Source organism: Gimesia maris (assembly GCF_008298035.1).
Taxonomy (GTDB): domain Bacteria; phylum Planctomycetota; class Planctomycetia; order Planctomycetales; family Planctomycetaceae; genus Gimesia; species Gimesia maris.
Genome location: NZ_CP042910.1, coordinates 3836030 through 3860770 on the forward strand (window position 1 = coordinate 3836030; position 24741 = coordinate 3860770).

The following is a 24741-nucleotide window of genomic DNA, read 5'->3' on the forward strand; positions in this document are numbered from 1 at the left end:
CCGGTGTCTTCACCTTTTTTCCAGTTCTGATACCGCGGATTGCAATACGGATACGGCTCTGATATCGTTTTTAGAGTGAATCGATTCGGTTGGGTAGACTTGTATAGATCTGGTAATGCGGGAGTCCGACAAAGTGAATACAGATACCCCCCAGTCAATCGTCGCCGGAATGAAGCCGGAGCAGTTGCCCATTCCCGAGCACAAGTTACATGGCTGGACTCACTTTGCCGGGTTGTATGCCGGCGAGCATGTTGCGGCGACTGAGTTTGTGATCGGTGCGACGTTCGTTGCCCTGGGAGCCAACACGAGTGACATCCTGATCGGACTCCTGATTGGTAATCTGCTTGCCGTTCTGAGTTGGACGTTCATCACCGCACCGATTGCCGTTCAGACGCGACTGAGTCTGTATACGTATCTTGAGAAGATCGCAGGCGACTCAATGACCAATCTGTACAACTGGGCCAACGTACTGATCTTCACGGTCATCTCGGCGGCGATGATTACCGTTTCAAGCACGGCGGTACGGTTGTTGTTCAATATTCCTGCCCAGTTGGAATGGTATCCCACCAACAGTTTATTCGTCGCTGTGGTGCTGGCCGTTGGCGCGATCGTTGTTGTCGTGGCGATGTATGGATTCGATGCTGTTGCTGATTTTTCGGGACTATGTGGTCCGTGGCTGGTCGTCATGTTCATCAGCGGTGCATTGGTGCTGTTTCCAGCATTGGCAGAATCGGTGCTCGGACGAATGCGGCTCGACAATCTGGGGGAGTTTATCACTATCGGTGACCGTTCGATCTGGACGGGAGTCAACAGCCAGGGTGAACCGGGTATCGGGCTGTGGGAGGTTATCGGCTTTGCATGGGCGGCCAACACAATCACCCACTTTGGATTGATCGACATGGCATTGCTAAGATATGCGAAACGATCAGTTTACGGGCTGTGTACCAGTGCGGGTATGCTGTTCGGTCATTATATCGCCTGGATTGCCGCTGGCATCATGGGGGCCGGAACCGCGGCGTTGCTCAAGTCATCGATTGTCGAACTGGATCCGGGCGATGTGGCGTTTCGGGCGCTTGGCTATTCGGGTTATGTCATCGTGATCGTAGCCGGTTGGACCACCGCGAATGCAAATCTGTACCGCGCCGGGTTGGCGGCACAAGCGATCTTTCACAACCATTCACGAATGCAGGTGACTGCTACCGTTGGTGTGATTACTGTAGTAATTGCCTGTTTTCCGTTCGTGTTCAGCCAGATGTTGCCTCTGCTGACGTATGCAGGACTGCTGGTGGTTCCTGTGGGCGCGATCGTGTTTGCCGAGCACTTCATTTTTCCTCGCATCGGTTTGACTCGATATTGGGTACATTACCGCAAACTGACGCACAGTACCCCGGCAGTGGCGTCCTGGATCGCCGGTCTGGTGTTCGCATTCGGGCTGCAGGCGCTGCAGGTCATGTCGTTCTTCTATCTCTTCCTGCCAACCTGGATCTTTACGATGATCCTCTATACCTTTTTGGCCCGCCGATCCGGTGCAGCGGAGGACTATACGGCCGAACTGGAAACAGATCGTAAACTCGACGAAGCAATCAAGGAGTTGCAGGAACAGCAATCGCTTGATGACGGACAGCCAATCGTTGACACAACGTTGCTGTCGAATGCCCTGTGTATTTTGGCCTGGACCAGCTTAGGCCTGACCCTCATACTTGCGTTGGTTGTGATGTTCGGTAGCCCGGATATGGTCACGTATGACAAGAATGTTGCCATGTTTTACAATTGGGGTTTTGTCTTTACAATCATCTATTTCGTTACATCGTACTGGGCGCTTCGTCGGAGCAAAACTGTTCAAAATGATGCGGTCACTGCAGGCACTATCGCTTGAATATACGGAGCACTTCCATGCAATTGAATCAACAGAACCTCACGCAACTCCCCGCGGAATTAAATCTGCCGACCTATGATCGCTCGCAGATCAAGGCCGGCATCGTCCATGTTGGCGTAGGCGGGTTTCATCGCTCACACGAAGCGTATTACACCGATGAACTGCTGCGTACGGGGAACGGATCTGACTGGGGAATCTGTGGCGTCGGTCTGCGGGAAGCAGATCGCAAGATAGCAACCACGCTTCAGGAACAGGATTACCTCTACACGCTCATCATCAAACATCCCGATGGATTGGTGCAGAATCGGGTGATCGGATCGCTGGTCGGATTTTTGCTCGGTTGTGATGATGCGATGGCAGTCATAGAGCAGATGGCAAGTCCCGACACAAGGATCGTTTCATTAACGATCACCGAAGGGGGCTACAACGTTGACCCCGCCAGTGGTGAGTTCGATGCGAACAACGCAGATGTACTTCACGACGTCCAGAACCCAATGCAACCCCGCCTGGTATTTGGTTACCTGACAGCAGCACTGCGATTGAGACGCGAACGCGGGTTACCTGCATTCACTGTCCAATCGTGTGACAACATCCAGCATAACGGAGACCTGACTCAAAAAATGCTACTCGGCTTTGCCCGGCTGCAAGATGCGGACCTTGCGAAGTGGATTGAAGACGAAGTCTGCTTCCCCAATGCAATGGTGGATCGAATCACTCCGGTAACCACTCCCGCCGATCTCGAGTACCTGGAACAACAATGCGGCGTTCAAGATGGCTGGCCAGTCAATTGTGAGCCGTTCTGTCAGTGGATTATTGAAGAGAACTTCTCCAGCGGGCGACCCGAGTGGGAACAGGTCGGCGCACAATTCGTTGCTGATGTCACTCCCTACGAAACGATGAAGCTGCGGTTGCTCAATGCCGGCCATTCCGTGCTTGGTCTGCCAGGGGCTGTCTACGGCTATCAAACCATTGACCAGACCATCGGCGACGATCTCTTTGCTGCATTCTTAAGAGGGTTCTTCGATCAAGAAGCGACGCCAGTGCTGGATGCAGTCGAAGGTATCGACCTGGAGCTATATAAAGACACTTTGATCGAACGTTTTGGCAATCCCAACATCAAAGACAATCTGGCCCGGATCTGTCTGGGGAGCTCAAGTAAGCTGCCCGTCTTTTTATTCCCCACGATTCGCAAGAACTTAGATCAAGGCGGCCCAATTGCGCATGCGGTGCTCGTGATCGCTGCATGGTGCTATTACAGTGATAAGCATACGGATCGTCACGGTAACGAACTTGATGTGGTTGATGAAAAGAAAGTGGCATTGCACGAAGCAGCCAGAAAAACGGTCACCGACCCACTCGCCTTCATCAGGCTCAAATCCGTATTTGGCGATCTCGTTGACAACGCTCGTTTTGCTGAGACCTATCAGAAAATGCTGACACAAATCTATAGCAACCCTGACGTGACTATCCTGATGCGACAGGTTACGAATTAAAAAAAGTCCCCGCGATCGACATGATCAGCACCAACACCTTTCGTTAGTATACGACACCCTGGGTTCTATGTAGAGCACATCGGATTTAACCATAGCGTCTCGTAATCTAATCTACTCGGGTCAAATAAGCCAGGAGACGATACCGTAAAACTGGATACAGTCTGGCTTTCAGAAATCGCAGCATATGCCATATGGCTAATTTCAAAGTAAGGGGGCCTTCGGAGGCAATTGGGGTTTGTCGCAGACAACAGGAAATTGTCGGCTCAATCGCACAATCAAGATTCACGTGCCGATTTGCTCAACGGTCTGGACGTGCCCCATGGGTCCGCCCGCCTGACGAATATCGACCTGTCATCACGAGCAATGGGAATGGAATAAAACATTCCAATCAGAATTTTCTACCACAAAAAACACGAAAAAACACGAAATCGGACAATGGGGCATATCCAGAGAAAGGAACACCACGTACTGAAGCTGTCGCACTCATTTTGAAGAATTGCGGTTAACTTATGCCTGAGATTGATTAAAATAGAACCGTTCAAACGGATGACCGCAGGAGACATTCCAATGTCGGAAAATAAACGATCCATTCTCATGCGTTTTCTGTCCGGGGCACTTCCCCTGTTGCTGGTACTGTATGTCTTGAGTGTTGGCCCCGTTTCCGGATATCTGATAACTTCAAACGGCCTGCGGGACGATGTCTCTTCTGAAACACTTGGACGGATTGAGTCTTTCTACGCTCCCGTGACCTGGGCTGTGAACAATAACGATTTTTTACTGAGCATCGCTGTTAAATACGTTGAGTTCTGGGAAGACATTCTTTAATACCCGTACTGCTTTTACAGGAATCTGAAACCAAGATGCAGAAATGGCTCTTACTGATTCTCGTTTGTTTCCCCACCTGCAGAACCGCGGCAGCAGAGGAACTCTATCTGCTGCGTCTGGATGCCGTGGGCTACGTCAAATCTTCCGAAGACACGCCGCAGGAGAAGGTCCTGCAAAGTGTCGAAGTCGTGGCACGCCTCAATGAACTGTTTCACAGTAAAGTTAAAACCGGTCCAGAGACCCAAGTGCTGTCGGGCAAATTCTATGCTGAGGAAGGGGAATTAAATGTCCGCCTGCACTATCAGCGACTGGTTGACACGGGGAGCGTTGTCCCCATCGCCATTGATGACGAGGGCACCGTCATCACCGAACCCGTACTGGGTCGAAACGAAATCCAAACGACAGTCGCAGTGAAACTCAACAAAGCGACCTTGGTCGGCGGGTTTGAAACAGACTCAGAAAGCACACAGGGATCGATCACAACCATTTCTAAGTCCAAAACACACTATCAGTTGTTTCTCTCCCGCTATGAACCTCCAGCGGAAAAACGTTGAATGCTGCCTGCGGTCTGATATGATTCAGGGAGAGAAAACAGACTCAATGGACACGCAGTTCTATCAGAGGGATCATTTCTTCAACAACGATTTAACAGACGAAGCCAGCCTGGCCATCGGGAGGCAGACATGAATGATTTAAGCAGAAGAGAGGCCGTCAAAATGGTCGCGGGGCTCGGTCTGGGTATGGGGGCACTGGCAGCACAAGATACTGCGGGCGCGGAGACCGCTCAGCCGGCAGATAAAATGCTGCAGGATGCCCTCGAAAATCCATCCCGATTCATGTTCACGGCTCAGCGGACATTCAAGACCACACCATCTGGACACCGTCTCTTTTTCACCTCGGCCCTGCGAAAACCGACCGATCTCAAGGAAGGAGTCAGTATGCTGCCGGCCTCGATGCGGATCTTCCGGGCCAATGCCGATCAGGACGAATTCACCCGCAAAGGAGGACTCTACTGGCAGTGCGGTAAAGAGCAAGGACAGATCCAGTTCAAAAATCCGGGTGAACTGATCATGGCCGTTTACGATCAGGCTGGCACCGTCAACTGCTACTCTCTGTTTTACGACGTGCGCTGCTGAATCATTTATTTGAGCCCCCTCTCATAACGGGAAGACTGACGATGATTGATCGCGAAAGACGCAACCAGTTGGCGACACTGATACGCCGCTACCTGGATGGAAAAGCGGATGCTGCTGATTTCGAAAAGTGTCAGTTAGAAAATTACATCTCCGCTGATCAAGCCATTTATCATGTTTCGTTAGAGCTCTCGTATTACTCAGAGAAGACTGCGAACACTCTGTCAAAACAGGATTGGGATTATCTTCAACGACTGCTCCTGCTTCTGGATTCGAATTCAACGGTTTCCTGGCAGGCTGCTCCTTACCGACTCTGGACACAGCCTGTCGCCGAAGCGCTGTTAGTTATCTGTCTGGTCATCGCACTGTTAACCGGTTTTACACAAAATTATTTCTGTACTTTATCCCGATAGGGCTCGTATCCCTTCTGCTGCTGTTTCTTCAGTCACCCAGTTCAGAAGTGCGGCCTTTTGAAGAAGCCGTGTCCCCCTTTCAATCCATTGCCGATCTCGGCATCGCCTACGACTCGGCAAACTTCGTCAAACAACGCCATCCCGCTCCCTCAATAAAAAACAATAATCGTTCCTTTCTCGGATTTCTCAGAGCCGATGTATCGATAGTATTCGTTTTTCTGCTCTGGATCTGTATGCCGCCAATATTGTTACTCCTTCTGTGCTGCCTGGGACCCGATTACGAGGTTCAAGTCCACCCGGCGTGATTGTGGCTGAGTTCATAAATGCATCCAACTTAATCAAAAGCTGTTCCGGATTTCATTGAAATCATGAGTCAATGTTCCCGATGGCTCTCTTTGCTTTCCGATTTGAACTTACACTGATTCACTATTTGTTTAAACTATCTGTATCTGTAAGAAGTCATCCTGAGGAATCCGAACATGTCTGCACATCACCAAACGAAAGTCATCAGCATTCTGCGTTCGCTTTGTTGCATGCTGGGTTTGTTTGTGGTGATTTATGTACTCAGCGTGGGACCGGTCATCGCCATTTTCAGTTATTCCGATGGTTATATGTCCCCCGAGCAGATTCGCCTCGTCAATTTTCTGTATGCCCCCTTAAGCTGGCCCGTCGAGTGCAGTGCCTCGTATCGAAGTCTGTTTCAGTCCTACGTTGATCTCTGGTTAAGGTTGATCTGAGCAGATTCGGCTCTCAAATAATCAGTGATCGGTCTCCTGCTCTGGCCATACTTCTGATTTGCGCCAGATGTGTGTATAATCCTGCACCGTGCTGACATAACAAGACCACAAATTCACAGGAAAACCGCTTCAGGGCTACGATGGAAGATCACTGGATACTACGCAGACGTGAGGACGAAGAAGGCCACCCGCGAAAAACGTTTAACGATCCCGACTCCGAAAACTTTGAATCGCAATTTTTGCGAGATAAAGCCCGGATTATTCATTCGTCCGCGTTTCGTCGGCTGCAGTCGAAAACGCAGGTGTTTTCTCTGGGCGACAGTGACTTCTACCGCACGCGTCTCACGCACTCCCTTGAGGTCGCGCAGATCGGCGCCAGTATTGCCTCGCACCTGCGGTTCTCCTCACCACTGGACCAGCTCTCCACGCTGATTCCCTCCAACAGTCTGATCGAAGCAGTCTGTCTGGCCCACGACCTGGGACATCCTCCCTACGGGCATGGCGGTGAATATTCGCTGAATAAGCACATGCACCAGAATGGCGGCTTCGAAGGCAACGGACAGACTCTGCGCATCGTCTGCCGCCTGGGGGAATTTTCCGATCATCATGGTCTGGACCTGACCAGGAGAACGCTGCTGGGCCTGTTAAAATATCCCGCCACGCATTCGCAGGTGGCCAATTATGAAAAACTGCAGAACCACAGCGACGATTCCCCCTCAAAACTCTCGCTCTATGGGCCCCCGAAATGCATTCACGATGATGACGCCGATCTCCTGGAATGGATCCTGCAGCCCTTCTCCGCCAGTGATAAAGCGATCCTCTCAGAGATCAAGACAAAACCGGGTGGGCATGCAAAAACGGTCCGCAAGTCTTTCGATACATCGATCATGGAGCTGGCAGACGATATTGCCTATGGCGTGCACGACCTGGAAGATGCCATCGCACTCGGACTCGTGTCGCAGAAGATCTGGAATGCTGAAGTCATGGAGCAGATTCAGTCTTTTGAAGATTCTTACCTGGCGGATGTCGTCACCCGTTATACGGAAAAACTGTTTTCCGGCTCGCATAAACAGCTCAAGCACGGCATCAGCAACATCGTCGGCGGACTGATTCGCGATACCGAAATCCGGGATCTGCAATCGGGCGAACATGAGTTGATCCGTTATAATGCCTGCCTCAAAGCCGACTCGGCTGCCATTCTTGATATCCTCAAAACATTCGTGCTCAAACATGTGATCCGTCAGCGTCAAAATCAGATTCTGGAAATCAAAGGCCAGATGATTGTCGACAAACTGTTCGAGGCCCTCCTCGAAAATCCCGAGCGATTGTTGAAGCCGGACGAGTATGAGCTTTATAAAACATCTAACTCAAAACGGGTCCTGTCTGACTATGTCTCGGGGATGACCGACCTGTACGCCAGCCGCCTCTACAGCAGCCTGTTTCTGCCCCAGTCCGGGTCATTATTTGATCAGTTCTGAATTCGGAGCAGACAAACTTGTGTGAGATGCTGTGAGTCAGCAGTTCCAGTTCACCCCAACGTTGATTTCACACGATGCGGCGGCAGATAGATCGTGAATTCGGTCTGGTGCTGCATCAGAACGCTGTGTACATGGAGTGCCTCACCCGGTTCAGCCAGACCCAGTTCGGTGAGCAAGTCGAAGCGGGCAGATTGCACGCTGCCGACGGTAGTCTGCAAACGATCGTGCCAGATGGAATAGGAGCCGAGTTGGCCATCCCGCCGATAGAAATAGCCTTTCCGTGGATGCGTCAGCAGAACCAGCCCCGATTCCAGATCGTCAAAGCCAGTGAGTTCTGTCGGCGGTTCGCCTGTATCGGTCAGTTCTACTTCCGCGTCGGCCCAGCTGTTCGTGGCCTGCATGCGATAGGTCGTGTAACGTTGTAACGTGTTATCGAAGACACAATCGAATTCAATGTGAGCGCGATGCCAGGGAAGTTTCCAGAGAAATCGCGGCACAGAAACGGTCCAGGAAGCAAGCGACGTTCCAAAGAACCAGGCAATGTGTTCGCCGGTTTCAGTATCTGTCGCATACATTCGATAGTTCGTCTGCCCGAACCGCCACTTGAGCCACGGGATGTGGGCGAAGCGAAAGTCCTGATCGACGAAAGGCACCACAGACACCAGCGCCCATTCCTGGCCATCGACGTTAATGAGATCAAGTTCAAAGCGGGGATGCAGCTGCAGGCGGGCGACTTCAGGATCCACCAGACAGGTGATGATGGCGAAGTGGGCCAGTGTCGTATCGACGTCCATCCCCCGGGGAGGCTGACGGAACAGCAAGTCCTTATTAAATGCTAATGGTTCCATATTCAATCATCCGCAGGGGCAATATGTGTGGGAATGTCTCAAATTGCCTGATAGAAACTGTAGCAGCTGATTCCTGGTTTGTCGAATGATTCCAGACGACATTGATCGATGAGAAAGAGTCATTGTGATCTTATACGATAAGGAAACCGGCATCAGGACAGAAAGCAGGTATCGCAGGTTGCCGCTGAATATCGAAAATTGTGATATCTTTCTGAAGCAGGACCGCTAAAATAATCAGGCACGTTTCGATGGATCTTGTCTGGAGAAATCCTGCATGGCCGAGAACAGGAAATTGAAAATACTGCGTTCATGCGGCTCATTGGTAATTGTTTTACTGTTGATCTATGTCCTGAGTTTCGGCCCGGTACTGGTCTTTCTGGAAGACCAATACGGACAAGTGCCCCGCGCGTATCATGCGCGGCTGGAAATGTTCTACGCACCTGTGATTGGGGCACTTAACAGAAACGAATTATTCGCGAAGTTCTACACTGAGTATTACGAGCTCATTCGCTTAAGGAAATGAAACTTGGTAATCCCGGGAGAGTCATTTCCTGCACGGATCCAGTTCCACTGTTTCTGTTTTATTGAGGAGTCAGGATCTGTGAAAACCAGTCATGAACTCACCAGGAAAATCATCCGTCGCTGCGGCTACAGTATCGCTATCCTGCTGACACTCTATCTGCTGAGTGCGGGACCGATCATCGCAATCTGCCGCCAGTTCGCCGCCAGCCCTGTCGGGCCGTCCCCTGCCATGTATTATATCGGTATGTTTTACACGCCCCTGTTTGAAGTACCGATGTTGGTGCCGATCGTGGAATTTTACATCGGACTCTGGGAGAAAATCATCTGATGTATCAATACAGGATAGAGAGAATCATACCGGGATTTCGCCATCTGGCCTCTGCTGGGGAAACGTTTCAACTCCAAATAGACCAGCAGGAACAACCAGTAGTCCGGTAAATAGGGGGGCCTGCGAAAATCTTCCCATTTTTATGCCTGTCTGGTGGTTCTGGACAGTACTTATGGGACTGTCCAGAAATAGGCTAAAGCAGTTTAGTCGAACTTTACAAAAAAACAGTACCAAGTATAATGAACCTGTCATGAAAGTATGACGAGCAGAGACAAGGTGTAGAATAACCTCCTTCGGGTCGTTCATCTCTTCCCGCTCCATTGTGCGTAGCTGGCCTACTACGTAAGTATCCGCTTCGATTTTTGTAGCTTTATCTGCTTTCATTATTTGACTATCGCTGGCTCTGTATGTGAGCTGTCGTGTGTCACCGGTTTATTTGGTTGGAGAGCAGAAATGCCACAAGGTAAGATTAAGAGAATTGTTTCAGATCGCGGATTCGGGTTCATTGAAGGCGAACGGGGCGACCTGTTTTTTCATTATTCTGAAGTACAGGGTGTGACACTCGAAGAACTTCAGGAAGGTCAGATGGTCGAATACGAAGTCGGTCAGGGTCGTAAAGGTCCCTGTGCGACAGGCGTGAAAGTCGTCGACTAGACTGTGTCCAGTTTTACTGTAGCGTCTCCAGGGCCATTTGGTCCGAGTATACTAGATTGAGAGACGCTATGGTTAAATGTGATGCGCTCTAGTCATAGACCGCTGAACTCTACAGTTAAAACGCCCGGATTTCTTCCGGGCGTTTTTTTATTGATTCAATCTTTTTTCGCAGAGCCTGTCCGTTCCGGCGTATCGGGAATCTGATTGATCAGCTCATTCGGTCCTCCCACGCGAGAATTCTTTCGCAGTGTAAACGCATCGTACAGGGTGCCTGTTGCAGTAAATGCCTGGTAGCGAATTTCTTTCGGCTCAACTGTTATCACCTGGTAGAGCTGAGTTTCAGCGGCCCGTCTTAAAAATTCATTCTTTGCCTTGAGCTCATACATTTTAGGGCCACTCACCGAGACAGCATACACTGTTCCTCCAGCTGATTGATGCGATGCCTTGCGTTTGGTGTTACGCTGCAGTTGTAATCCCGTGCGACCATAAGAGTGGTCGTGCCCCTGCAGCACCAGGTCGACTTGATATTTGTCATAGAGCGGCTGCCAGTGCTCGCGAAGTTCCGGGTTGTCCCGCCCTTCACTGACGGAATTAATGGGGTGGTGATGTGTGATAATCGTCCAGCGGTTCGGGTTTTCCTTGAGGACGGTTTCCAGCCATTTGGCCTGTGCCTCTCTGTCGTCCATCGAGTTCAGGCCGATGAAGCGTATTCCCTGGAAGTCGAGATAATAAACGGTCTCTTTCATTCCATTGGGACCGTTCTCCGGAAATTCAAATCGTTGTCGCCAGCGTCGCGCCAGATGTCTTTTTTTGGTTTTCTGTTCCTCAGCCGTCGGGTTCACACGATTGACGTCATATTCATGATTCCCCGGAATAGCCATATTAGTCAGCATCCCGTTAATCCAGCCTCCCGAATAATTCCATTCCCCCCATTCCTCATCTTTATTACCTCGATTAACCAGATCTCCCGCATGCAGCAGAAAACGGGCCTCGGGAGCGGTGAGTACCGCCTGTCGGATCACGCGTGACCAGAGCGATTTGATCTGATTCTGTGCATCGCCGAAGTAGATAAAGGTAATCGGATCGTCTTGATCACTCAAGGTACGAAACTGCATCCACTCACTCCAGGTGTCATCAGCACCGACCCGGTAGGCATAGAGTGTGTCCGGTTTGAGGTCGGTAAATGTGATGGCATGAAAATGACAGTCCCCCAGATCTGTTTTCAACTGACTGGTTTCCGCCTTGAACTGACGCGCTGTTTTGGCAAAGTCCGGCCCTGCTTCAGCGACGGCGATTTCTCCATAACATTTTGTAACGGAAGTGTCGGTTCGCCAGGTGACTGATTGAGTATGAGCGGGGTCCTGTTTCCACGTCAGCATGATTCGGTCTGGAACGGGAGTTGGCTGATAAATCTGTGCGCCCGGTTCTTTAGCATAGGTTAAAGTATGAGCTGGCAAAGTGAAGCCGAGCAGACTGAGTGTGAGAAACAGGATGCAGGAGTGGTGGGACATGGTGTGCCTTGGACTGTGAAACAGCGGGAATGAATACTTGTAGAATGGCAGGAGCCTGACGGTGATTATCAGTCTGGTTATATCGCGCAGGGATATGACAGATTAAGTCTACGGACTGCAGATGTGGCTGATTTCATCGAATCTTCATTGAGCGTGACAGCAATTGCTTCAGGAAAAGAGTTCTGAAACAACGCGGCCTTCCACATCGGTCAGCCGGAAATCCCGGCCGGCATGACGATACGTTAATCGCTCGTGGTCAATGCCCAGCAGATGCAGCAGCGTGGCGTGCATGTCATGCATGTGTACTTTGTTTTCGACCGCTTCGTGGCCAAATTCATCGGTCGCGCCATACGAGAAACCAGCTTTGACGCCCGCACCACACAGGAAGTGGGTGAAGCCTTTGGGATTATGGTCTCGCCCGTCCACGCCCTGCTTGAAGGGATTACGACCGAACTCCCCGCCCCACCAGATCAGTGTGTCTTCCAGCAGACCACGCTGCTTCATATCCTGGATTAATCCAGCGACCGGTTTGTCGCTTGCTTTTGCATGAATTTCGTGTTTCTGGATTTTACTGTGCTGGTCCCAGCGGGGCGTATTGCCGTTGTCGGCGTAATTCACCTGGATGTAGCGCGTTCCGGCTTCTGCCATGCGACGGGCCAACAGGCACTGGCGTCCAAAATCATCGGTTTCTGGCTGTCCGATTCCATATAAATCAAATGTGGCCTTTGATTCTCCCGACAGATCAGTCAGACCCGGTGCATGCTGCTGCATTCGGAAGGCCAGTTCGAATGAATTCACGACGGCCGCGAGTTCGTCATCTTCCCGGTTCGACTGTAACTGACTCTGATTCAGTGACTGCAGCAGATTTAACTGCTGACGCTGTTTCGTAAGGGACCACTGTTGATTTTTGACATTATTAAAACGGGCCTCTTTCGCCGGCTGGGCGGCCCGTCCCAATGCAGTCCCCTGGTAATGCGAAGGCAGAAACGCGTTTGAATAATTGCGGGGACCGCCGTTCGAGGAAGAAGGAGAAATGGTTATGAAACCGGGAATGTTCTCGTTCTCGGTTCCCAGTCCGTAAGTGACCCATGAACCAACCGAGGGCATAATCAGGTTTGTTGTTCCGGTATGCAGAAACAGAGTGCTCGGGCCATGCGCTACGCCGTTGGTGTGCATGCTGTGCACGAAGCACAGATCGTCTACCTGTTTGCCGATTTCCGGAAACAGATCGGAGACCCAGTGACCGGTTTCACCGTACTGGCGGAATTTCCAGAGGGACTGCATTACCTTTTCTTTGCCATAGCCGCCTGTCTTGGCGATCTTGCGGGAGTCCTTGAATTCCAGTTCTTCCCCATCTTTTTTCGCCAGCAGCGGTTTATAATCAAAGGTATCAACCTGACTGGGACCGCCTTGCATGAAGATAAAAATGATGCGTTTGGCACGCGGGGGAAACATCGGTTCCTGGGGAGCCAGCGGATTCTGATGGGAGACAGAAGGACTGTTCGCGCGAGCGGAATTCAACATTCCATTGAGCGCCAGGGAACCAAAACCACAGGCGGAGGTGGCCAGTAACTGACGTCGGGTAACGGGTTGATGTTGTGGGAACATGGAATCACTCCAGGTTTATTTTATATAGCGAAAATCGATACAGGCAATAATCGTCTGACAACAGGCGGTCCAGCGTTCCAGTTCTGTTGTCGAATCCTGTGGATTGGTTTGATTCAGGAAGGAAGCGGTATTGTTTTTTTCCGCCGTGCTGGGAAGTCGCCCCAGTGACATGCGAAACAAGGCATCAATGCGGGCCGATTCATCATCGGGATATTTTTCCAGCAACCGTTCAGCCGTGTGCTGGGCCTGTTCGATCACAAACGGGTTGTTCATCAGGTACAGCGCCTGCGTGGACAGTGTGCTGGTGTTTCGTCGTCCCACCGACAGATTAGGATCGGGGAAATCAAAGATCGCCAGCAGCTCATGCAGGCGGTTTCGAAAGACCGGGACATAGACGCTGCGAAACTGATTATGGAACTGGTAACCGTATTCCGATTTGGTATCCGGGCGGATGGTCTGGTCGTGTTGTGACAGATCCAGTGTTCCGCTCATGAACAGAATCGTATCCCGGATCGCTTCCGCATCCAGGCGGCGATGGTTCTGGTGGGATAGCAACCGGTTATCCGGGTCCAATTCCCGTTGTTCCGCTGTGGATCTGCTGGAAAGCTGATACGTTTTCGAAAGGACTATTTCGCGAATCATGGCTTTGGTCGACCAGCCGTTTTCGATCAGTTTCAAAGCCAGGTGATCCAGCAGTTCGGGATGAGAAGGTTTCTCGCCACGAAAACCAAAGTTATCGACCGTGCGTACCAGGCCGGAACCGAACAGGTGATGCCAGATCCGATTGACATACACGCGGGCCGTCAGTGGATTTTGAGGATCGGTGATCCAGCGGGCCAGCTCTCTGCGGCCACTGGCATCAGCGGGAATCGTGGGGGCTTTGGATGTCTGCGCGACCGTGATAAACCCACGGGGGACTTGTTTGCCCGGGTGATGGACGTCACCGCGAATCAACACATGAAAATCTCCCGGCTCGTCCTGCTCATCGACTGCCATGATTTCGGGAACTGCGGGAGGAGCCGCCTTCTTATGCTGTTCCATTTCTTTTTTGAGAGCAGTAAGCTGATGTTTCGTTTCTTTGATTTTCAGCAGCGTCTGTTTATATTCCGAGACAGCTGCCTGCTGTTGATTCTTGTCAGCAGCAATGACAGGAGCGGAAATAAAGCGGATGGCATCGACAATCACATAGCCGTCGGTTCCTTCGTTGGAAACTATGATTTCATCGGCCTTCGTTCCCGAAAACTCAAACTCGCCGACAGAAGCGAAAGCACCATCCGTGGGCTGGAGTCGCTGGTTCAGATAAACGGTCTGCTCCCCTTTGGGGGTTTTAATCGTAATCGGCACGCGGGAAGCCCGTGATTCAGCCGAATTGTAAGCCAACTGGACATCGTAGCGACCGGACTTGAGCTTGCGGGGCGAAAATTTCACCAGCTTCTTTCCTTTGGCAGTATGCTGGTCGTGAATATAGCCTTTGCCGATATAGTCTTTGTAAAACGTGGATTCTTTCCAGTCGCCAATCAGCGTCGCGGAGGAATCATCCAGCGTAATCGTATTCAGATTCTCGCGCAGCAGCTTGAGTTCACCCTGCTTTGATTTAATCTGTGAATCCAGGCTGGCCAGGGTTTGATGATAGGCATCGTACTTCATTTTCTCTGGAGTCGGCAGTGGTAATGGGCGTTTGGTCCAGCCAGACACATTTCCGGGGGTCAACATTTTTGTGCTGCGAAAAATGCCTGCCAGCGCGTAATAGTCGGAAGCAGGAATGGGATCGAATTTGTGATCGTGGCAACGGGCACAACCGAGTGTCATCGACAGGAAGGCCCGGCCAACAGTCTGGATCTGTTCGTCGATTACATCCATCCGCAGTTGTTCTTTATCCTGCTGTTCATAGTTGGTCGGGCCCAGCAGCAGGAAGGCGGTCGCCACCAGATGTTCGCGCTGCTGTTGATAGTCTTTCGCTTTTAGCAGGTCTCCGGCAATCTGCTCGGTGATGAACTGATCGTAAGGTTTGTCTGCGTTGAACGAATCGATGACGTAGTTTCGATACCGCCAGGCAGAATCATACAGCAGTGATCGACCGCCCCCCGTGGATTGAGAATAGCGGGCGATATCCAGCCAGTAACGTCCCCAGCGTTCGCCGAAATGCGGTGATGCCAGCAGTTCGTCTACCAGCTTTTCCGTTGCGGCAGGACTCGGATCTTTCAGATAGCGATCTATTTGAGCGGGAGTCGGAGGCAGACCGGTCAGATCGTAATACAATCGACGAACCAGCGTGGTGCGCGAAGCGGTCGCAGAGGGCTTGAGTTTCTGCTGTTCCTGACGTGCCCGAATCAATCGATCAATGTCGGTTTCATTCCAGTCCGCATCGGTGACCGTGGGAACAGGATGGTCAGTGATAGGGCGAAATGCCCAGAACTGTTTTCCAGCTTCGATGTCGATGCTTTGTTTGACGATTTTACTTTCGCCATCCCGGGGATCCGGGGCACCCATTGTGATCCAGGTTTCAAAGTCGGCGATGATTTCTGGAGACAGTTTTCCGGAAGGCGGCATCTCAAAACTTTCAAACCGCAATGATTCCAGCAGCATACTTTCTGCCGGTTTGCCTGGTTCCAGAGCAGGTCCGGAATCGCCACCTTTTAAGAGGCCGGCTCGTGTGTCGAGCAAAAGACCACCACGAATCGATTTGGAATCAGCAGCGTGGCATTCATAACAGTGTTTGATCAGGACCGGGCGGATCTTCGATTCGAAAAACTCAATTCCCTTGTCACTCACTTTTCCTGCAGCTTCCGCGCTCCAGGCAGGTGACATCAGACCTGACACCAGTAGTATCAAAACTGGTATTCGTATCAGGCAGGTTTTTGGTTCAGTCTGCAACATTCAGCCTGCTCCTCACTCGGTATGGGGATGACCCTTCAGCTCGTCCATTTATCGAAAGTGAATCAACTAATGTTTATATCAGGATTTGAGACCGAAAACAACTCTTTTTCAGCCGGGAGACGCCGTCAAATTGTCTCTACTTCTGAACTTACGACGTTTGAATCGATTTTATCGAGTACGAATTCAGACAGGATAAAAAAATACCCCCGATTCAGAAACCTGAATCAGGGGGAAACGCAAATGGCTTCATGGCCTGCAAATGCATTCAGCGCAGAAAATCAATCAGCTTGATCTGAAGATCAGCTGTTTTTCTTTTTGTTTTTGTTTTTCTTACCTTTCGCAGGCTTTTTGATTTTAGCAAACTGGTCAGCAGTTAAGACGCCTTCCAGTTTACCGACCACTTCGCCGTTCAACTTCCGGATATCTCCGGTGACGGCTTTCATCTGTTTTTCCTGATCATCAGTCAGATTCAGGGCAGCGCTGACTGCTTCACGCAGTTCTTTTCCTTTTTTGCCGGCGTCCTTGGCTTCCTTCATTGCGGCGCGACGTGCTTTGATCTGATCAGCTGTCAGGATCTCCCGGTTCTTTTTCTGCAGTGCAGCAAATTGTGGTGTGTACTCTTTTTTGAGTGCTTCCACTTTTTCTTTCTGCTCCGCATTCAGTTCGATCGTTTCAGGTAATTTCAAAGCCTGAATCGTGACGTTCGCCTGCTTTCTGTTGCCTTTTTTCTTTTTGGCACCTTTCTCTGCTGCATCGACAGATGCAACACACGCCATGATTAAAGCTACAGCCACAAGCGCTTTCGATACTTTCAACATTCTCATTCCCCCTCAGGAAATAACAGTTAATGCCAGACATCCAACATGGATATTGGCGGGAAGTGCCACGATAAGATTCTCTTAAGAAAACAGCTTGTTAATGACAGCACCGTCACGCACGATGGTAATCGGTCGTCCGGTGTTGGTGTGATATTCTTTGGTAAAATCGATACCCAGGTTGTGGTAGAAAGAAGCGGCGACGTCATCGGGAGAGAATCCATCACCCGCCGGTTCCGTTCCGTTAGCGGTACTCTTGCCGAGTACCTGTCCCCCTTTGACCTGACCACCGGCCATCAGCATGAACATACAGCGTGGATAGTGATCACGTCCGCCACGCTGGGGATTGATTTTGGGAGTTCGTCCGAACTCGCCGGTCACATAGACGGCGGTCGACTCCAGTAAGCCTTTTTCAGCTAACCCGTTGAACAGAGCAGACAACCCTTCATCGAACGGAGGCAGCTGACGGTTTTCCAGGGCATCCCAGTTTTTGTTGTGCGTGTCCCAGCCTCCCATGGAGACCGTTACGAAACGTACGCCCGATTCCACCAGGCGCGAAGCCAGAAGACAGCTCTGGCCGAAACTGGATTCGCCAAACGGTTTGACAAAGTTCGGTGATTCTTTGGAAACATCAAACGCATCACGGGCGCGTTTTGAAGTGATAATCGATTGAGCCTGCTGGCCGAATCGATCCAGCCCTTCAATCAGCTGTGAATTCTTTTCCAGACTGCTGAATTTCTGATCGATCTCCCGCAGCAGTGATTCGCGACGTTCGATATTTTCAATCGTTAGGCCGGAACGCAGTGAAATACCGCGTACGTTAAACGGCTGGCCAGGACGAGGAGTCGCGCCGGTGTTTAATGGAGCGTATTTGACCCCCAGGAAACCCGGTTTTTGTGTCGAATTGGGAATCGAAACATACGGAGGCAGGTTTGCCGGACCGGGATATTCTTTGGTATAGACGGCACCATAGCCAGGATATTCCAGTGATGGTAAAGGTCGGCTGCCTGTGTTCACATAAGCGCGACCCAACGCGTGAGCGGCAACCGAGTGTGAGACGCCACGGAGCAGAGCGAACTTATCCATACAGGCAGCCAGCTTTGGCAGATGCTCGGAGATTTCGATTCCATTGACATTGGTTTTAATGGGTTTGAATTCCCCACGGTATTCACTGGACGATTCCGGTTTGAGGTCGAACGTATCCATGTGCGAAGGACCGCCGGAAAGTTCGATGAAGATTGCCGACTTCGCTTTTTCCGGTTTTGCCTGTCCAGCATCCACCATTCGCAGATAGGAAGAGAGGGTCAAGCCAGTGAAGCCGAGTGTTCCGATTTTCAAAAAATCGCGTCGTTTCACTCCATCGCAGGTCATTGATAAAGCCATGAGAATTCCTTTCACATTGTGATGCCTGAAGTTGAAAACCAGGCGAAAGTTGTTTGGTGATACAGTAGATTGTTGTTGTGTTTCAGAATGTTTTAGTGATTGAGCATGAATTCTTTCGTGTTAATCACAGCCCAGATCAGGTCATACAAGCCATCAATTTTATTCTGCGAGTCACCCAGGTATTTTCTGGCAGAAGCAATTTCATCTTCTGTTGGATAACGGCTCAGGCTTCTCAAATACGTATTCGTGATAATCTCTTCTGATTTCTCAGCGGAAATCGGCCCGTCAAAGGACTGCAGTTTTGCAGGACTATTACCGGCCTTGCTGGCCATCTGCCGCACTTTTCGTATATTCCCATTCAATTCCTTAAATCGTTTTTGTGCCTGCTGAAGTTTCTGTTTATCATCCTGCTTTCTCAGTTCGGCCACACGCTGTTTTGCCACTTTGGCCTGTTTCTGAAGTTTCTCCAGGCGATCACTCATCTGCTCTTTCTGAGCATTTGGTTTCTGTACGGCACCCAGTTGCTGACCGACCTGGAACAGCCAGCTGCTGTTGGTACGGTTGATGGCTGAGTACACATCGTTGTCGTTTTTGATATACATCGTCTGTAACAGGCTGGGGTCGACCGAACGATCACAGTCGCAGTTGTTTTCACGTGTGGATCGTCCGAAGATGGTCAACGCATACTGCTGATCCCGCATGGCCCGGTTTCGGGTTCCCGAGGCAGCAATCGCGATCGCACGATCACTCAGGCTGTTTTTCATACTATCGATCGCATCATCAGAAGCAGTTGCCTGGTGAATGGCATCGTACAGAACTTCTGCCGGCAGACGATGAGGAATGTAGTGGCTGAAGTTGACTTCATCCTGTTCGTTGGTTTTATTGGTCTGCCAGCTGCGCTGGTAGGTGTCGCTATTCGTAATTTCACGATGCAACCATTTCATGTCGAAATCGCGACGAATGAATTCGCGTGACAGATAATCCAGCAGTGGTCCATTGCTGGGTGGGTTGGCCAGGTTCAAGTCGTCCGCGGGTTCAATAATGCCGCGGTTGAAGTACGAGGCCCAGACGCGGTTGACGAAGGCTTTCGCAAAGTAAGGATTGTCTTCACGACGTAACCATTCCATCAGAGCAGTACGTGGATCGTCCAGTTCATTGATCTGAACCACTTCGGCCCCCAGGAGCTTGGCCGTATCAGGAGTCTGAGCGTTACGCCTTCTCTTATTCTGATTCTTCCTGTTTTTGTTGTTCTTATTCGCAGGACGTGCTTTAGGTACATACACTTCCATGAAAGGTACATCTTTACCTTTTTTGACTTCTTTGCTCAATTCGCGGAGCAGCTGGTTACCACGCAGCTTGTCGGCACCCAGTTCATCCACCATTGCCGCGTATTCTGTTTTTGATTCCGGATTGACGCCGAAATTCACCCGTGTGAAGAACCCGCGGAACTGTTTAAAATCGTTCTGGGTCCATTGGTCAAACGGATGTTTGTGGCACTGGGCACATTGAATGCGGATTCCCAGGAAGGTGTAAGCAAAGCCCAGCACACGGTCATCGGGGTTCCGCAGGTCACGTCGCGCCCAGTAATAAGGCATGTGATCGCGGTCCGTAATGTCTGTTCCGGGCTTGTCCTGGTAAATGGCATTGATGTTTTTAGTGAACTCTTCGAAGCTTTCTCCTTTTTCACGGCTGGTTGCCAGCAGGATACCTTCGGTGATTTTATCGTAGCCGACATTGTTGGCGACACGTTTTTTAATCCAGTCGTACCAGTCCTGGCTGGGACGTTCACGGACGGGAGAGACGTTGACGAGGTCGTCGTAGTTATTCTGAGTGAAATCACACAGCTTGGTGGCCCACCAGGCAGCATAGCCAGGGCTTTCCAGCAGCTCATCAATCTTCTGTGAGCGTTTGTCGGGCGAGGTGTTTTTCAGAAAAGCTTCGATCTCATGCGGTGCGGGAAGTGTGCCGGAAATGTCCAGACTGACTCGACGCAGGAATTCAGCATCATCACATTTGTCAGCGGGGACCATACCCAGTTTCTGCAATTTGTTGACCACATGTTTGTCGACTGCTGTGGCAGCGGCAATCTGCGGATATTTATCGCCGTACTGTTCGGAGACAGGCTGCAGAACCGGAACTGGAATCACGCCGGCATCGTAGAAGGCAACCACATGGGTGTCTCCTGGTTTGGCAGCAGTGACGAGGCCTTCTTCGGAAATCGTCGCAATCTGTTCGTTGTTGGTCTGGAAGCGACAGAGGGGAGTCACGTCTTCGCGGGTTCCGTCAGACCAGACTGCAATCGCATTTAAAGAGACGGTTTCCCCTTCTTTTTTGAACTGAATTGCATCGGGGGTGACAATCAGTCGTTCAAATTTTGGGGCTTCTTTAGGCACACCATTCGCGCCCGCTTTCACCCAGCTCAACAGCAGGCGATGCTGCCAGCTGTCTTTCTCGAAGCGTTTGCCCCCTTCGTGTTCAATTTCGTTTAACGGCTTCTGGATGATCAGGCTTTCAGCGGCATCTTTCAGGTTGATGCGTTCGGCATCTTTATCGGTCAACTGCTGGTGATCCATCGTGAAATCATAGCCGAACAGCGAAAGGCGGAAATCGCCTTTCCCCTGGAAGGAACCATGGCAGGCACGACCATTGCAGCCCAGCTTGCCCAGCAGCGGAACGACGTGTTGTTGGAACTGAGGGACTTCGGTACTGGCTGGATCAGAAAATCGCTGATTGACCGGCTGTTTGATGTCAGCCTGATCAGCTGCCTCAAGCGTTGCGGGCAACGAGATGACGGCCAGTAAAGAGAAGAAACAACCTGTCATGCGAATTGATTTCATATCACACCTTGCATTAAAGACGACGTTGAAGTCTGTCAAAGAGTAATCCGTTTACTTTTGTTTTTTATTCGAGGGGCCCGATTTTTTGATACTGCGGTTGATTTTAGTCAACTCGGTCTCAACGAGCCTGTCATGGTTCTGTTCGATATCGGCGATGGATTTTTCCAGTTTCTGCACGCGTTTTTCAGCCATGGCTTTTTCGTGTTTTAACAGTTCCAGCTGCAGATCCATTCGCTGTTTCAGTAGTGTTTTTAATTCTGATTGATCATCTCTGCTGCCCATGATGGAAACGCGGGCGGCCATCAGCCGAATGCGCGAATCAACTTCCCAGCGTTCCAGAGTCAGACGGTAGCGATCACTGTCCCGGTTCTTGAATCGGTCCAGTTTGGTGAGGGTGGTGTCCAGGTCGCGAATGGCACGTTTGTATTCGCGTGGTTTGTGTTTTTTCAGACGTTGGATCAGGTCTGCCAGTTCAGGATGATGGGCGCGGGCAAATTCCATCGCCAGTTTTTCCCGTTTCGCGTTGATCGCATTATTGGATTTCTGTTCTTTATTTGATTTGGATTCCGGAGAGACCGTTTCTTTCGCTTTGGAAGCATCTCGAGAAATCTTGACTGTTTCGCCTTTCGCACCGTTTTGCGCAGAGACAGAAGCAGGCAACAGCAGGCAGCTGCCACTGAGGAGTAACAGCAGCAGGCATGAATACGTATCAGGTTTATGAGGGCTTGATAGCATGGATTCAGTTCACACTTTCATCCGGGAGAGCGACGGCTGTGTAAAGCCAGTCTGGAATATCGAGCGAATGGCTTTCAGCCAGTGTTGTCTGTTGATCCAGCCCGTCGACGGATTCCGTCGTGGTATTCTGTGAGATCAGTTGATTGTCTTCTGCCGACTCGGACCAGAGGCTCAGCAGGTGTTCGAGGTCTTCTTCCGAAGCATCGGTGAGAGTTGACTGTGAAACCAGTTCGGTTTCGGGAGTCTGAGATTCAGGCAGCAGGGAAATCGCCAGGAACAGCATCACGGCGACTGAGCAACTGGCCAAAGTCCATTTCAGCACCCGGCGGTGAGCAACAGGGTGAATCCGGGGAGTCACTGTGACAGGCATGGATTCAATGGCATGTAAACCTTCCATCAGACGGGTTGCCTGTGCCAAAGCTTCACGTGCCGACTGATTCTCTGCCAGCAGTGATTCGAATTTCTGTGAATCATCGGCAGAGAGTTCATTTGTGACGTACTGGAACGCGATCCAGTTCAGGTCACGGTCTGCAGGGTTATCAGATTCAGGGGTTAAGTGATTCATAGTCATGTTCTTGGCAAGCAGCAGTGATATTCCGTTCCGAATTATTAAGAAGGATGATCAAGCCGACTTGAAAGGAATTTAAGGGCGAGTCTCATCCGCGTCAGTACAGTTCCCAGAGGGATATCCAGGTCCTGTGCAATTTCGTTAAATGTTTTATTCTCATAAATCCGGGCTTTCACGACCGCCTGTTGACTTTCAGGTAATTGAGTGAGTGCCAGTCGGATCTGTTCAATGTTTTCGTCATCCAGCAGCCGTTGATCGGGTGAATCGTTCGAGAAAAACTTTGTTGTCTGTCCCAGTTGATTCAGTGATTTCCTCTGTATCGTGTTCCAACGGATCAGTCCCATCGCTTCGTTATAGGCGACCCGAAACAACCAGCCTTTGCGGGTCTCTTCTTTCGAGGTGCCCCCTGATTCCAGGGCTTTGGAAAACGTCAGCTGTAATACTTCATCAACCAGATCATGGTTGCGTAATACACCCAGTAAAAAAGCGCGCAATTCGCCAGCATGGTCTTCAAATAGTTGATGGACGAGCTCGGGGGCGAGTTTGCCATCGTTTCCGGTGGCCAATTTCAACTCCCGTTTGTTAACAAAACCACGGCTTTTAGTAATACAGATGCACGAGCTGGCGGATTTATTTTCAGAAAATCGCAGCTTTTTGAAAATGATCCGAAGAAGGTGGAATTCGCGTAAGTCCCTACACAGCAGAAGAGTACAGACATTTCAGCCTGTCAGCAGGCGGGAAATCCTCAATCAGAATATACTTCTGAGAGTTAAGTTGCAAAATAAATTCCTGATCCGGAAGGAGATTGGGAGAGACTCTCTGCTCTAAAAGTGGACGTAAAGACAGGTTCTCTGCCAGATTGCAGTAGCTCAGGGTTCAGGAAGAGATATTATGGGTTCTGGAAGTAGATGGCGGGAACAATCGTTTCCGCGATTTCCGGATGGCTGTAGTAATTCGGAAACATATGTCCTGCTCCGACGCATTCTGAGACATCAATATCATGGACTCGATTGACGTCAGCCCCCAGCGCCCGTCTGTCCAGGTAAGTGAAACCCGTTCGGGCTAGCGCCCGGCGGGAGATAGGAGCGAGGATCGGGTAAAACAGCAGGATCCGGTCTTTGTGGTTTCGTAAATTGATCAGACAGTCGGTACAGTTCAGGCCACAGCCATACCGATCTCCCGGATTTAACCAGTTGTGATTGATGGCAGCGGCAGCGAAGACAATTCGAAAATGTCGACACCGACAACAGATGTGAATGCCGCAATCCTGCAACGAGACGCCTTGCACGCTCCCTCCGCCAATCAGATGCATGGCGGAAGCAACCGTGCGAGCTCCATGACTGTGTCCCAGCATACTGATCTGGTGATGTTCGGGAAGTTTCGCAATCAGTCTCGTCAAATAATGCCCATTATACTCTGCACGCTTCCCCAGGATATTGACATCAATGGGGATGATCCTGGTCTTCATCTCATCACTGGGCCAGGTAAAGAAAATCACGTTTAACGGCATCTGCGGTGCGGCACTTCGCAACCAGAGATAGGTATTGTAAGAATCGTTCAGCACACTGTCCCAGTCGACGAAGCTGCCATGAACCATAATACAGATGGGGGCTTCCGGATGAATCGACTGGACCAGACTCTCCATCGACTGCTCTGTAACACTGCCCTCGGCGTTGGAATGATACACGTCAAACTCGCAGCAGGGACAACAGCATTTACTTTTCTGAATACAGCAACGACTGCTGACAACCCAGTAGTTGATCTCGGGAACACAACTGACGCAGTCAGGTGTATTGAGACACTCTGCAGCAGGGGTATCGCATGCGGGTGCGGGAGGAACAGACTGGGCATAGCCTGGTGTGATAAACAACAGCAGGCAGCAGAAAGTAAGGACTTTGAGCTGCATGAATTGAGATTGTAATAAATTCATTGGCCTGATTTATTGAATTCAATGGATGAGTGTTGGGGGGGCACCTTTTCTCACATGCAGCGCGCACTTCCTGTTTGGTCGTACGATCAGCGCTTGAAATTGATATCGGTATTCTTCTGAACCGATATGCGCGATTTAATACAATCTCCGGTTCTGACGACTGCCGTCAG

The 24741-nt window shown here is 50.6% G+C and carries 21 protein-coding genes; 10 read left to right on the forward strand and 11 right to left on the reverse strand.

Annotation, left to right across the window (positions count from 1 at the left end; genetic code table 11):
- The first annotated feature begins 115 nt into the window (after positions 1-115).
- From GmarT_RS14250 to GmarT_RS14285, 8 genes are all read left to right on the forward strand, one after another.
- Entirely contained in the window at positions 116-1876 is a 1761-nt protein-coding gene (locus GmarT_RS14250; protein ID WP_002646598.1) for a purine-cytosine permease family protein, read from the forward strand.
- 17 nt (positions 1877-1893) lie between these two features.
- Positions 1894-3369 carry a mannitol dehydrogenase family protein gene (locus GmarT_RS14255; protein WP_002646597.1) on the forward strand — a complete coding sequence of 492 codons (1476 nt, stop codon included), beginning with the start codon at positions 1894-1896 and terminating at the stop codon, positions 3367-3369.
- A gap of 567 nt (positions 3370-3936) precedes the next feature.
- On the forward strand, positions 3937-4194 hold the full coding sequence (locus tag GmarT_RS14260) for a hypothetical protein (RefSeq protein WP_002646596.1): 258 nt from the start codon (positions 3937-3939) through the stop codon (positions 4192-4194).
- Between the two features lie 35 nt (positions 4195-4229).
- Positions 4230-4748 (forward strand): hypothetical protein, encoded by a 519-nt coding sequence (locus GmarT_RS14265; protein WP_002646595.1) that lies wholly within the window; start codon positions 4230-4232, stop codon positions 4746-4748.
- A 129-nt stretch (positions 4749-4877) separates the two neighbouring features.
- Positions 4878-5330 carry a hypothetical protein gene (locus tag GmarT_RS14270; RefSeq protein WP_149302877.1) on the forward strand — a complete coding sequence of 151 codons (453 nt, stop codon included), beginning with the start codon at positions 4878-4880 and terminating at the stop codon, positions 5328-5330.
- A gap of 41 nt (positions 5331-5371) precedes the next feature.
- Complete coding sequence (locus GmarT_RS14275; protein WP_002646592.1) at positions 5372-5740, forward strand: hypothetical protein; 369 nt, start codon at positions 5372-5374, stop codon at positions 5738-5740.
- A 479-nt stretch (positions 5741-6219) separates the two neighbouring features.
- On the forward strand, positions 6220-6477 hold the full coding sequence (locus GmarT_RS14280; RefSeq protein WP_002646591.1) for a hypothetical protein: 258 nt from the start codon (positions 6220-6222) through the stop codon (positions 6475-6477).
- 140 nt (positions 6478-6617) lie between these two features.
- The gene (locus GmarT_RS14285; protein ID WP_002646590.1) at positions 6618-7955 is read left to right on the forward strand and encodes an anti-phage deoxyguanosine triphosphatase; all 1338 of its coding nucleotides are present in this window, start codon (positions 6618-6620) and stop codon (positions 7953-7955) included.
- A gap of 50 nt (positions 7956-8005) precedes the next feature.
- On the opposite strand, the gene GmarT_RS14290 is transcribed toward GmarT_RS14285, so the two are convergent.
- Positions 8006-8803, reverse strand: coding sequence for a DUF2071 domain-containing protein (locus GmarT_RS14290; RefSeq protein WP_002646589.1), 798 nt, complete (start codon positions 8801-8803; stop codon positions 8006-8008).
- 601 nt (positions 8804-9404) lie between these two features.
- On the opposite strand from GmarT_RS14290, the gene GmarT_RS14295 reads away from it, so the two are divergent.
- Both GmarT_RS14295 and GmarT_RS14300 read left to right on the forward strand, forming a co-directional pair.
- On the forward strand, positions 9405-9653 hold the full coding sequence (locus tag GmarT_RS14295; protein WP_149302879.1) for a hypothetical protein: 249 nt from the start codon (positions 9405-9407) through the stop codon (positions 9651-9653).
- A gap of 453 nt (positions 9654-10106) precedes the next feature.
- Complete coding sequence (locus GmarT_RS14300) at positions 10107-10307, forward strand: cold-shock protein (RefSeq protein WP_002646585.1); 201 nt, start codon at positions 10107-10109, stop codon at positions 10305-10307.
- 155 nt (positions 10308-10462) lie between these two features.
- On the opposite strand, the gene GmarT_RS14305 is transcribed toward GmarT_RS14300, so the two are convergent.
- From GmarT_RS14305 to GmarT_RS30010, 10 genes are all read right to left on the reverse strand, one after another.
- On the reverse strand, positions 10463-11818 hold the full coding sequence (locus GmarT_RS14305; protein ID WP_002646584.1) for a purple acid phosphatase family protein: 1356 nt from the start codon (positions 11816-11818) through the stop codon (positions 10463-10465).
- A 168-nt stretch (positions 11819-11986) separates the two neighbouring features.
- Positions 11987-13426 (reverse strand): DUF1501 domain-containing protein, encoded by a 1440-nt coding sequence (locus GmarT_RS14310; RefSeq protein WP_002646583.1) that lies wholly within the window; start codon positions 13424-13426, stop codon positions 11987-11989.
- 15 nt (positions 13427-13441) lie between these two features.
- Positions 13442-16303 carry a DUF1553 domain-containing protein gene (locus GmarT_RS14315; protein ID WP_002646582.1) on the reverse strand — a complete coding sequence of 954 codons (2862 nt, stop codon included), beginning with the start codon at positions 16301-16303 and terminating at the stop codon, positions 13442-13444.
- A 299-nt stretch (positions 16304-16602) separates the two neighbouring features.
- Entirely contained in the window at positions 16603-17121 is a 519-nt protein-coding gene (locus GmarT_RS14320) for a hypothetical protein (protein WP_002646580.1), read from the reverse strand.
- 81 nt (positions 17122-17202) lie between these two features.
- On the reverse strand, positions 17203-18501 hold the full coding sequence (locus GmarT_RS14325; RefSeq protein WP_002646579.1) for a DUF1501 domain-containing protein: 1299 nt from the start codon (positions 18499-18501) through the stop codon (positions 17203-17205).
- A gap of 92 nt (positions 18502-18593) precedes the next feature.
- Positions 18594-21338, reverse strand: coding sequence for a DUF1549 domain-containing protein (locus GmarT_RS14330; RefSeq protein WP_149302881.1), 2745 nt, complete (start codon positions 21336-21338; stop codon positions 18594-18596).
- 51 nt (positions 21339-21389) lie between these two features.
- Positions 21390-22073, reverse strand: coding sequence for a hypothetical protein (locus tag GmarT_RS14335; protein WP_002646577.1), 684 nt, complete (start codon positions 22071-22073; stop codon positions 21390-21392).
- A 4-nt stretch (positions 22074-22077) separates the two neighbouring features.
- Positions 22078-22638 (reverse strand): anti-sigma factor, encoded by a 561-nt coding sequence (locus GmarT_RS14340; RefSeq protein ID WP_002646576.1) that lies wholly within the window; start codon positions 22636-22638, stop codon positions 22078-22080.
- Between the two features lie 44 nt (positions 22639-22682).
- Complete coding sequence (locus tag GmarT_RS14345; protein ID WP_002646575.1) at positions 22683-23207, reverse strand: RNA polymerase sigma factor; 525 nt, start codon at positions 23205-23207, stop codon at positions 22683-22685.
- A gap of 323 nt (positions 23208-23530) precedes the next feature.
- A complete protein-coding gene (locus tag GmarT_RS30010; RefSeq protein ID WP_002646573.1) occupies positions 23531-24571 on the reverse strand; it encodes an alpha/beta hydrolase in 1041 nt (346 codons plus the stop codon).
- Between the last annotated feature and the right edge of the window lie 170 nt (positions 24572-24741).

Bases quoted from the DNA above. Each gene is read 5' to 3' on its own strand.
- GmarT_RS14300 (WP_002646585.1), top strand. From the start codon at position 10,107: ATGCCACAAGGTAAGATTAAGAGAATTGTTTCAGATCGCGGATTCGGG.
- GmarT_RS14260 (WP_002646596.1), top strand. From the start codon at position 3,937: ATGTCGGAAAATAAACGATCCATTCTCATGCGTTTTCTGTCCGGGGCA.
- GmarT_RS14250 (WP_002646598.1), top strand. From the start codon at position 116: ATGCGGGAGTCCGACAAAGTGAATACAGATACCCCCCAGTCAATCGTC.
- GmarT_RS14325 (WP_002646579.1), bottom strand. From the start codon at position 18,501: ATGGCTTTATCAATGACCTGCGATGGAGTGAAACGACGCGATTTTTTG.
- GmarT_RS14265 (WP_002646595.1), top strand. From the start codon at position 4,230: ATGCAGAAATGGCTCTTACTGATTCTCGTTTGTTTCCCCACCTGCAGA.
- GmarT_RS14290 (WP_002646589.1), bottom strand. From the start codon at position 8,803: ATGGAACCATTAGCATTTAATAAGGACTTGCTGTTCCGTCAGCCTCCC.
- GmarT_RS14320 (WP_002646580.1), bottom strand. From the start codon at position 17,121: ATGTTGAAAGTATCGAAAGCGCTTGTGGCTGTAGCTTTAATCATGGCG.
- GmarT_RS30010 (WP_002646573.1), bottom strand. From the start codon at position 24,571: ATGAATTTATTACAATCTCAATTCATGCAGCTCAAAGTCCTTACTTTC.
- GmarT_RS14340 (WP_002646576.1), bottom strand. From the start codon at position 22,638: ATGAATCACTTAACCCCTGAATCTGATAACCCTGCAGACCGTGACCTG.
- GmarT_RS14255 (WP_002646597.1), top strand. From the start codon at position 1,894: ATGCAATTGAATCAACAGAACCTCACGCAACTCCCCGCGGAATTAAAT.
- GmarT_RS14330 (WP_149302881.1), bottom strand. From the start codon at position 21,338: ATGAAATCAATTCGCATGACAGGTTGTTTCTTCTCTTTACTGGCCGTC.
- GmarT_RS14310 (WP_002646583.1), bottom strand. From the start codon at position 13,426: ATGTTCCCACAACATCAACCCGTTACCCGACGTCAGTTACTGGCCACC.
- GmarT_RS14280 (WP_002646591.1), top strand. From the start codon at position 6,220: ATGTCTGCACATCACCAAACGAAAGTCATCAGCATTCTGCGTTCGCTT.
- GmarT_RS14275 (WP_002646592.1), top strand. From the start codon at position 5,372: ATGATTGATCGCGAAAGACGCAACCAGTTGGCGACACTGATACGCCGC.
- GmarT_RS14335 (WP_002646577.1), bottom strand. From the start codon at position 22,073: ATGCTATCAAGCCCTCATAAACCTGATACGTATTCATGCCTGCTGCTG.
- GmarT_RS14270 (WP_149302877.1), top strand. From the start codon at position 4,878: ATGAATGATTTAAGCAGAAGAGAGGCCGTCAAAATGGTCGCGGGGCTC.
- GmarT_RS14305 (WP_002646584.1), bottom strand. From the start codon at position 11,818: ATGTCCCACCACTCCTGCATCCTGTTTCTCACACTCAGTCTGCTCGGC.
- GmarT_RS14285 (WP_002646590.1), top strand. From the start codon at position 6,618: ATGGAAGATCACTGGATACTACGCAGACGTGAGGACGAAGAAGGCCAC.
- GmarT_RS14315 (WP_002646582.1), bottom strand. From the start codon at position 16,303: ATGTTGCAGACTGAACCAAAAACCTGCCTGATACGAATACCAGTTTTG.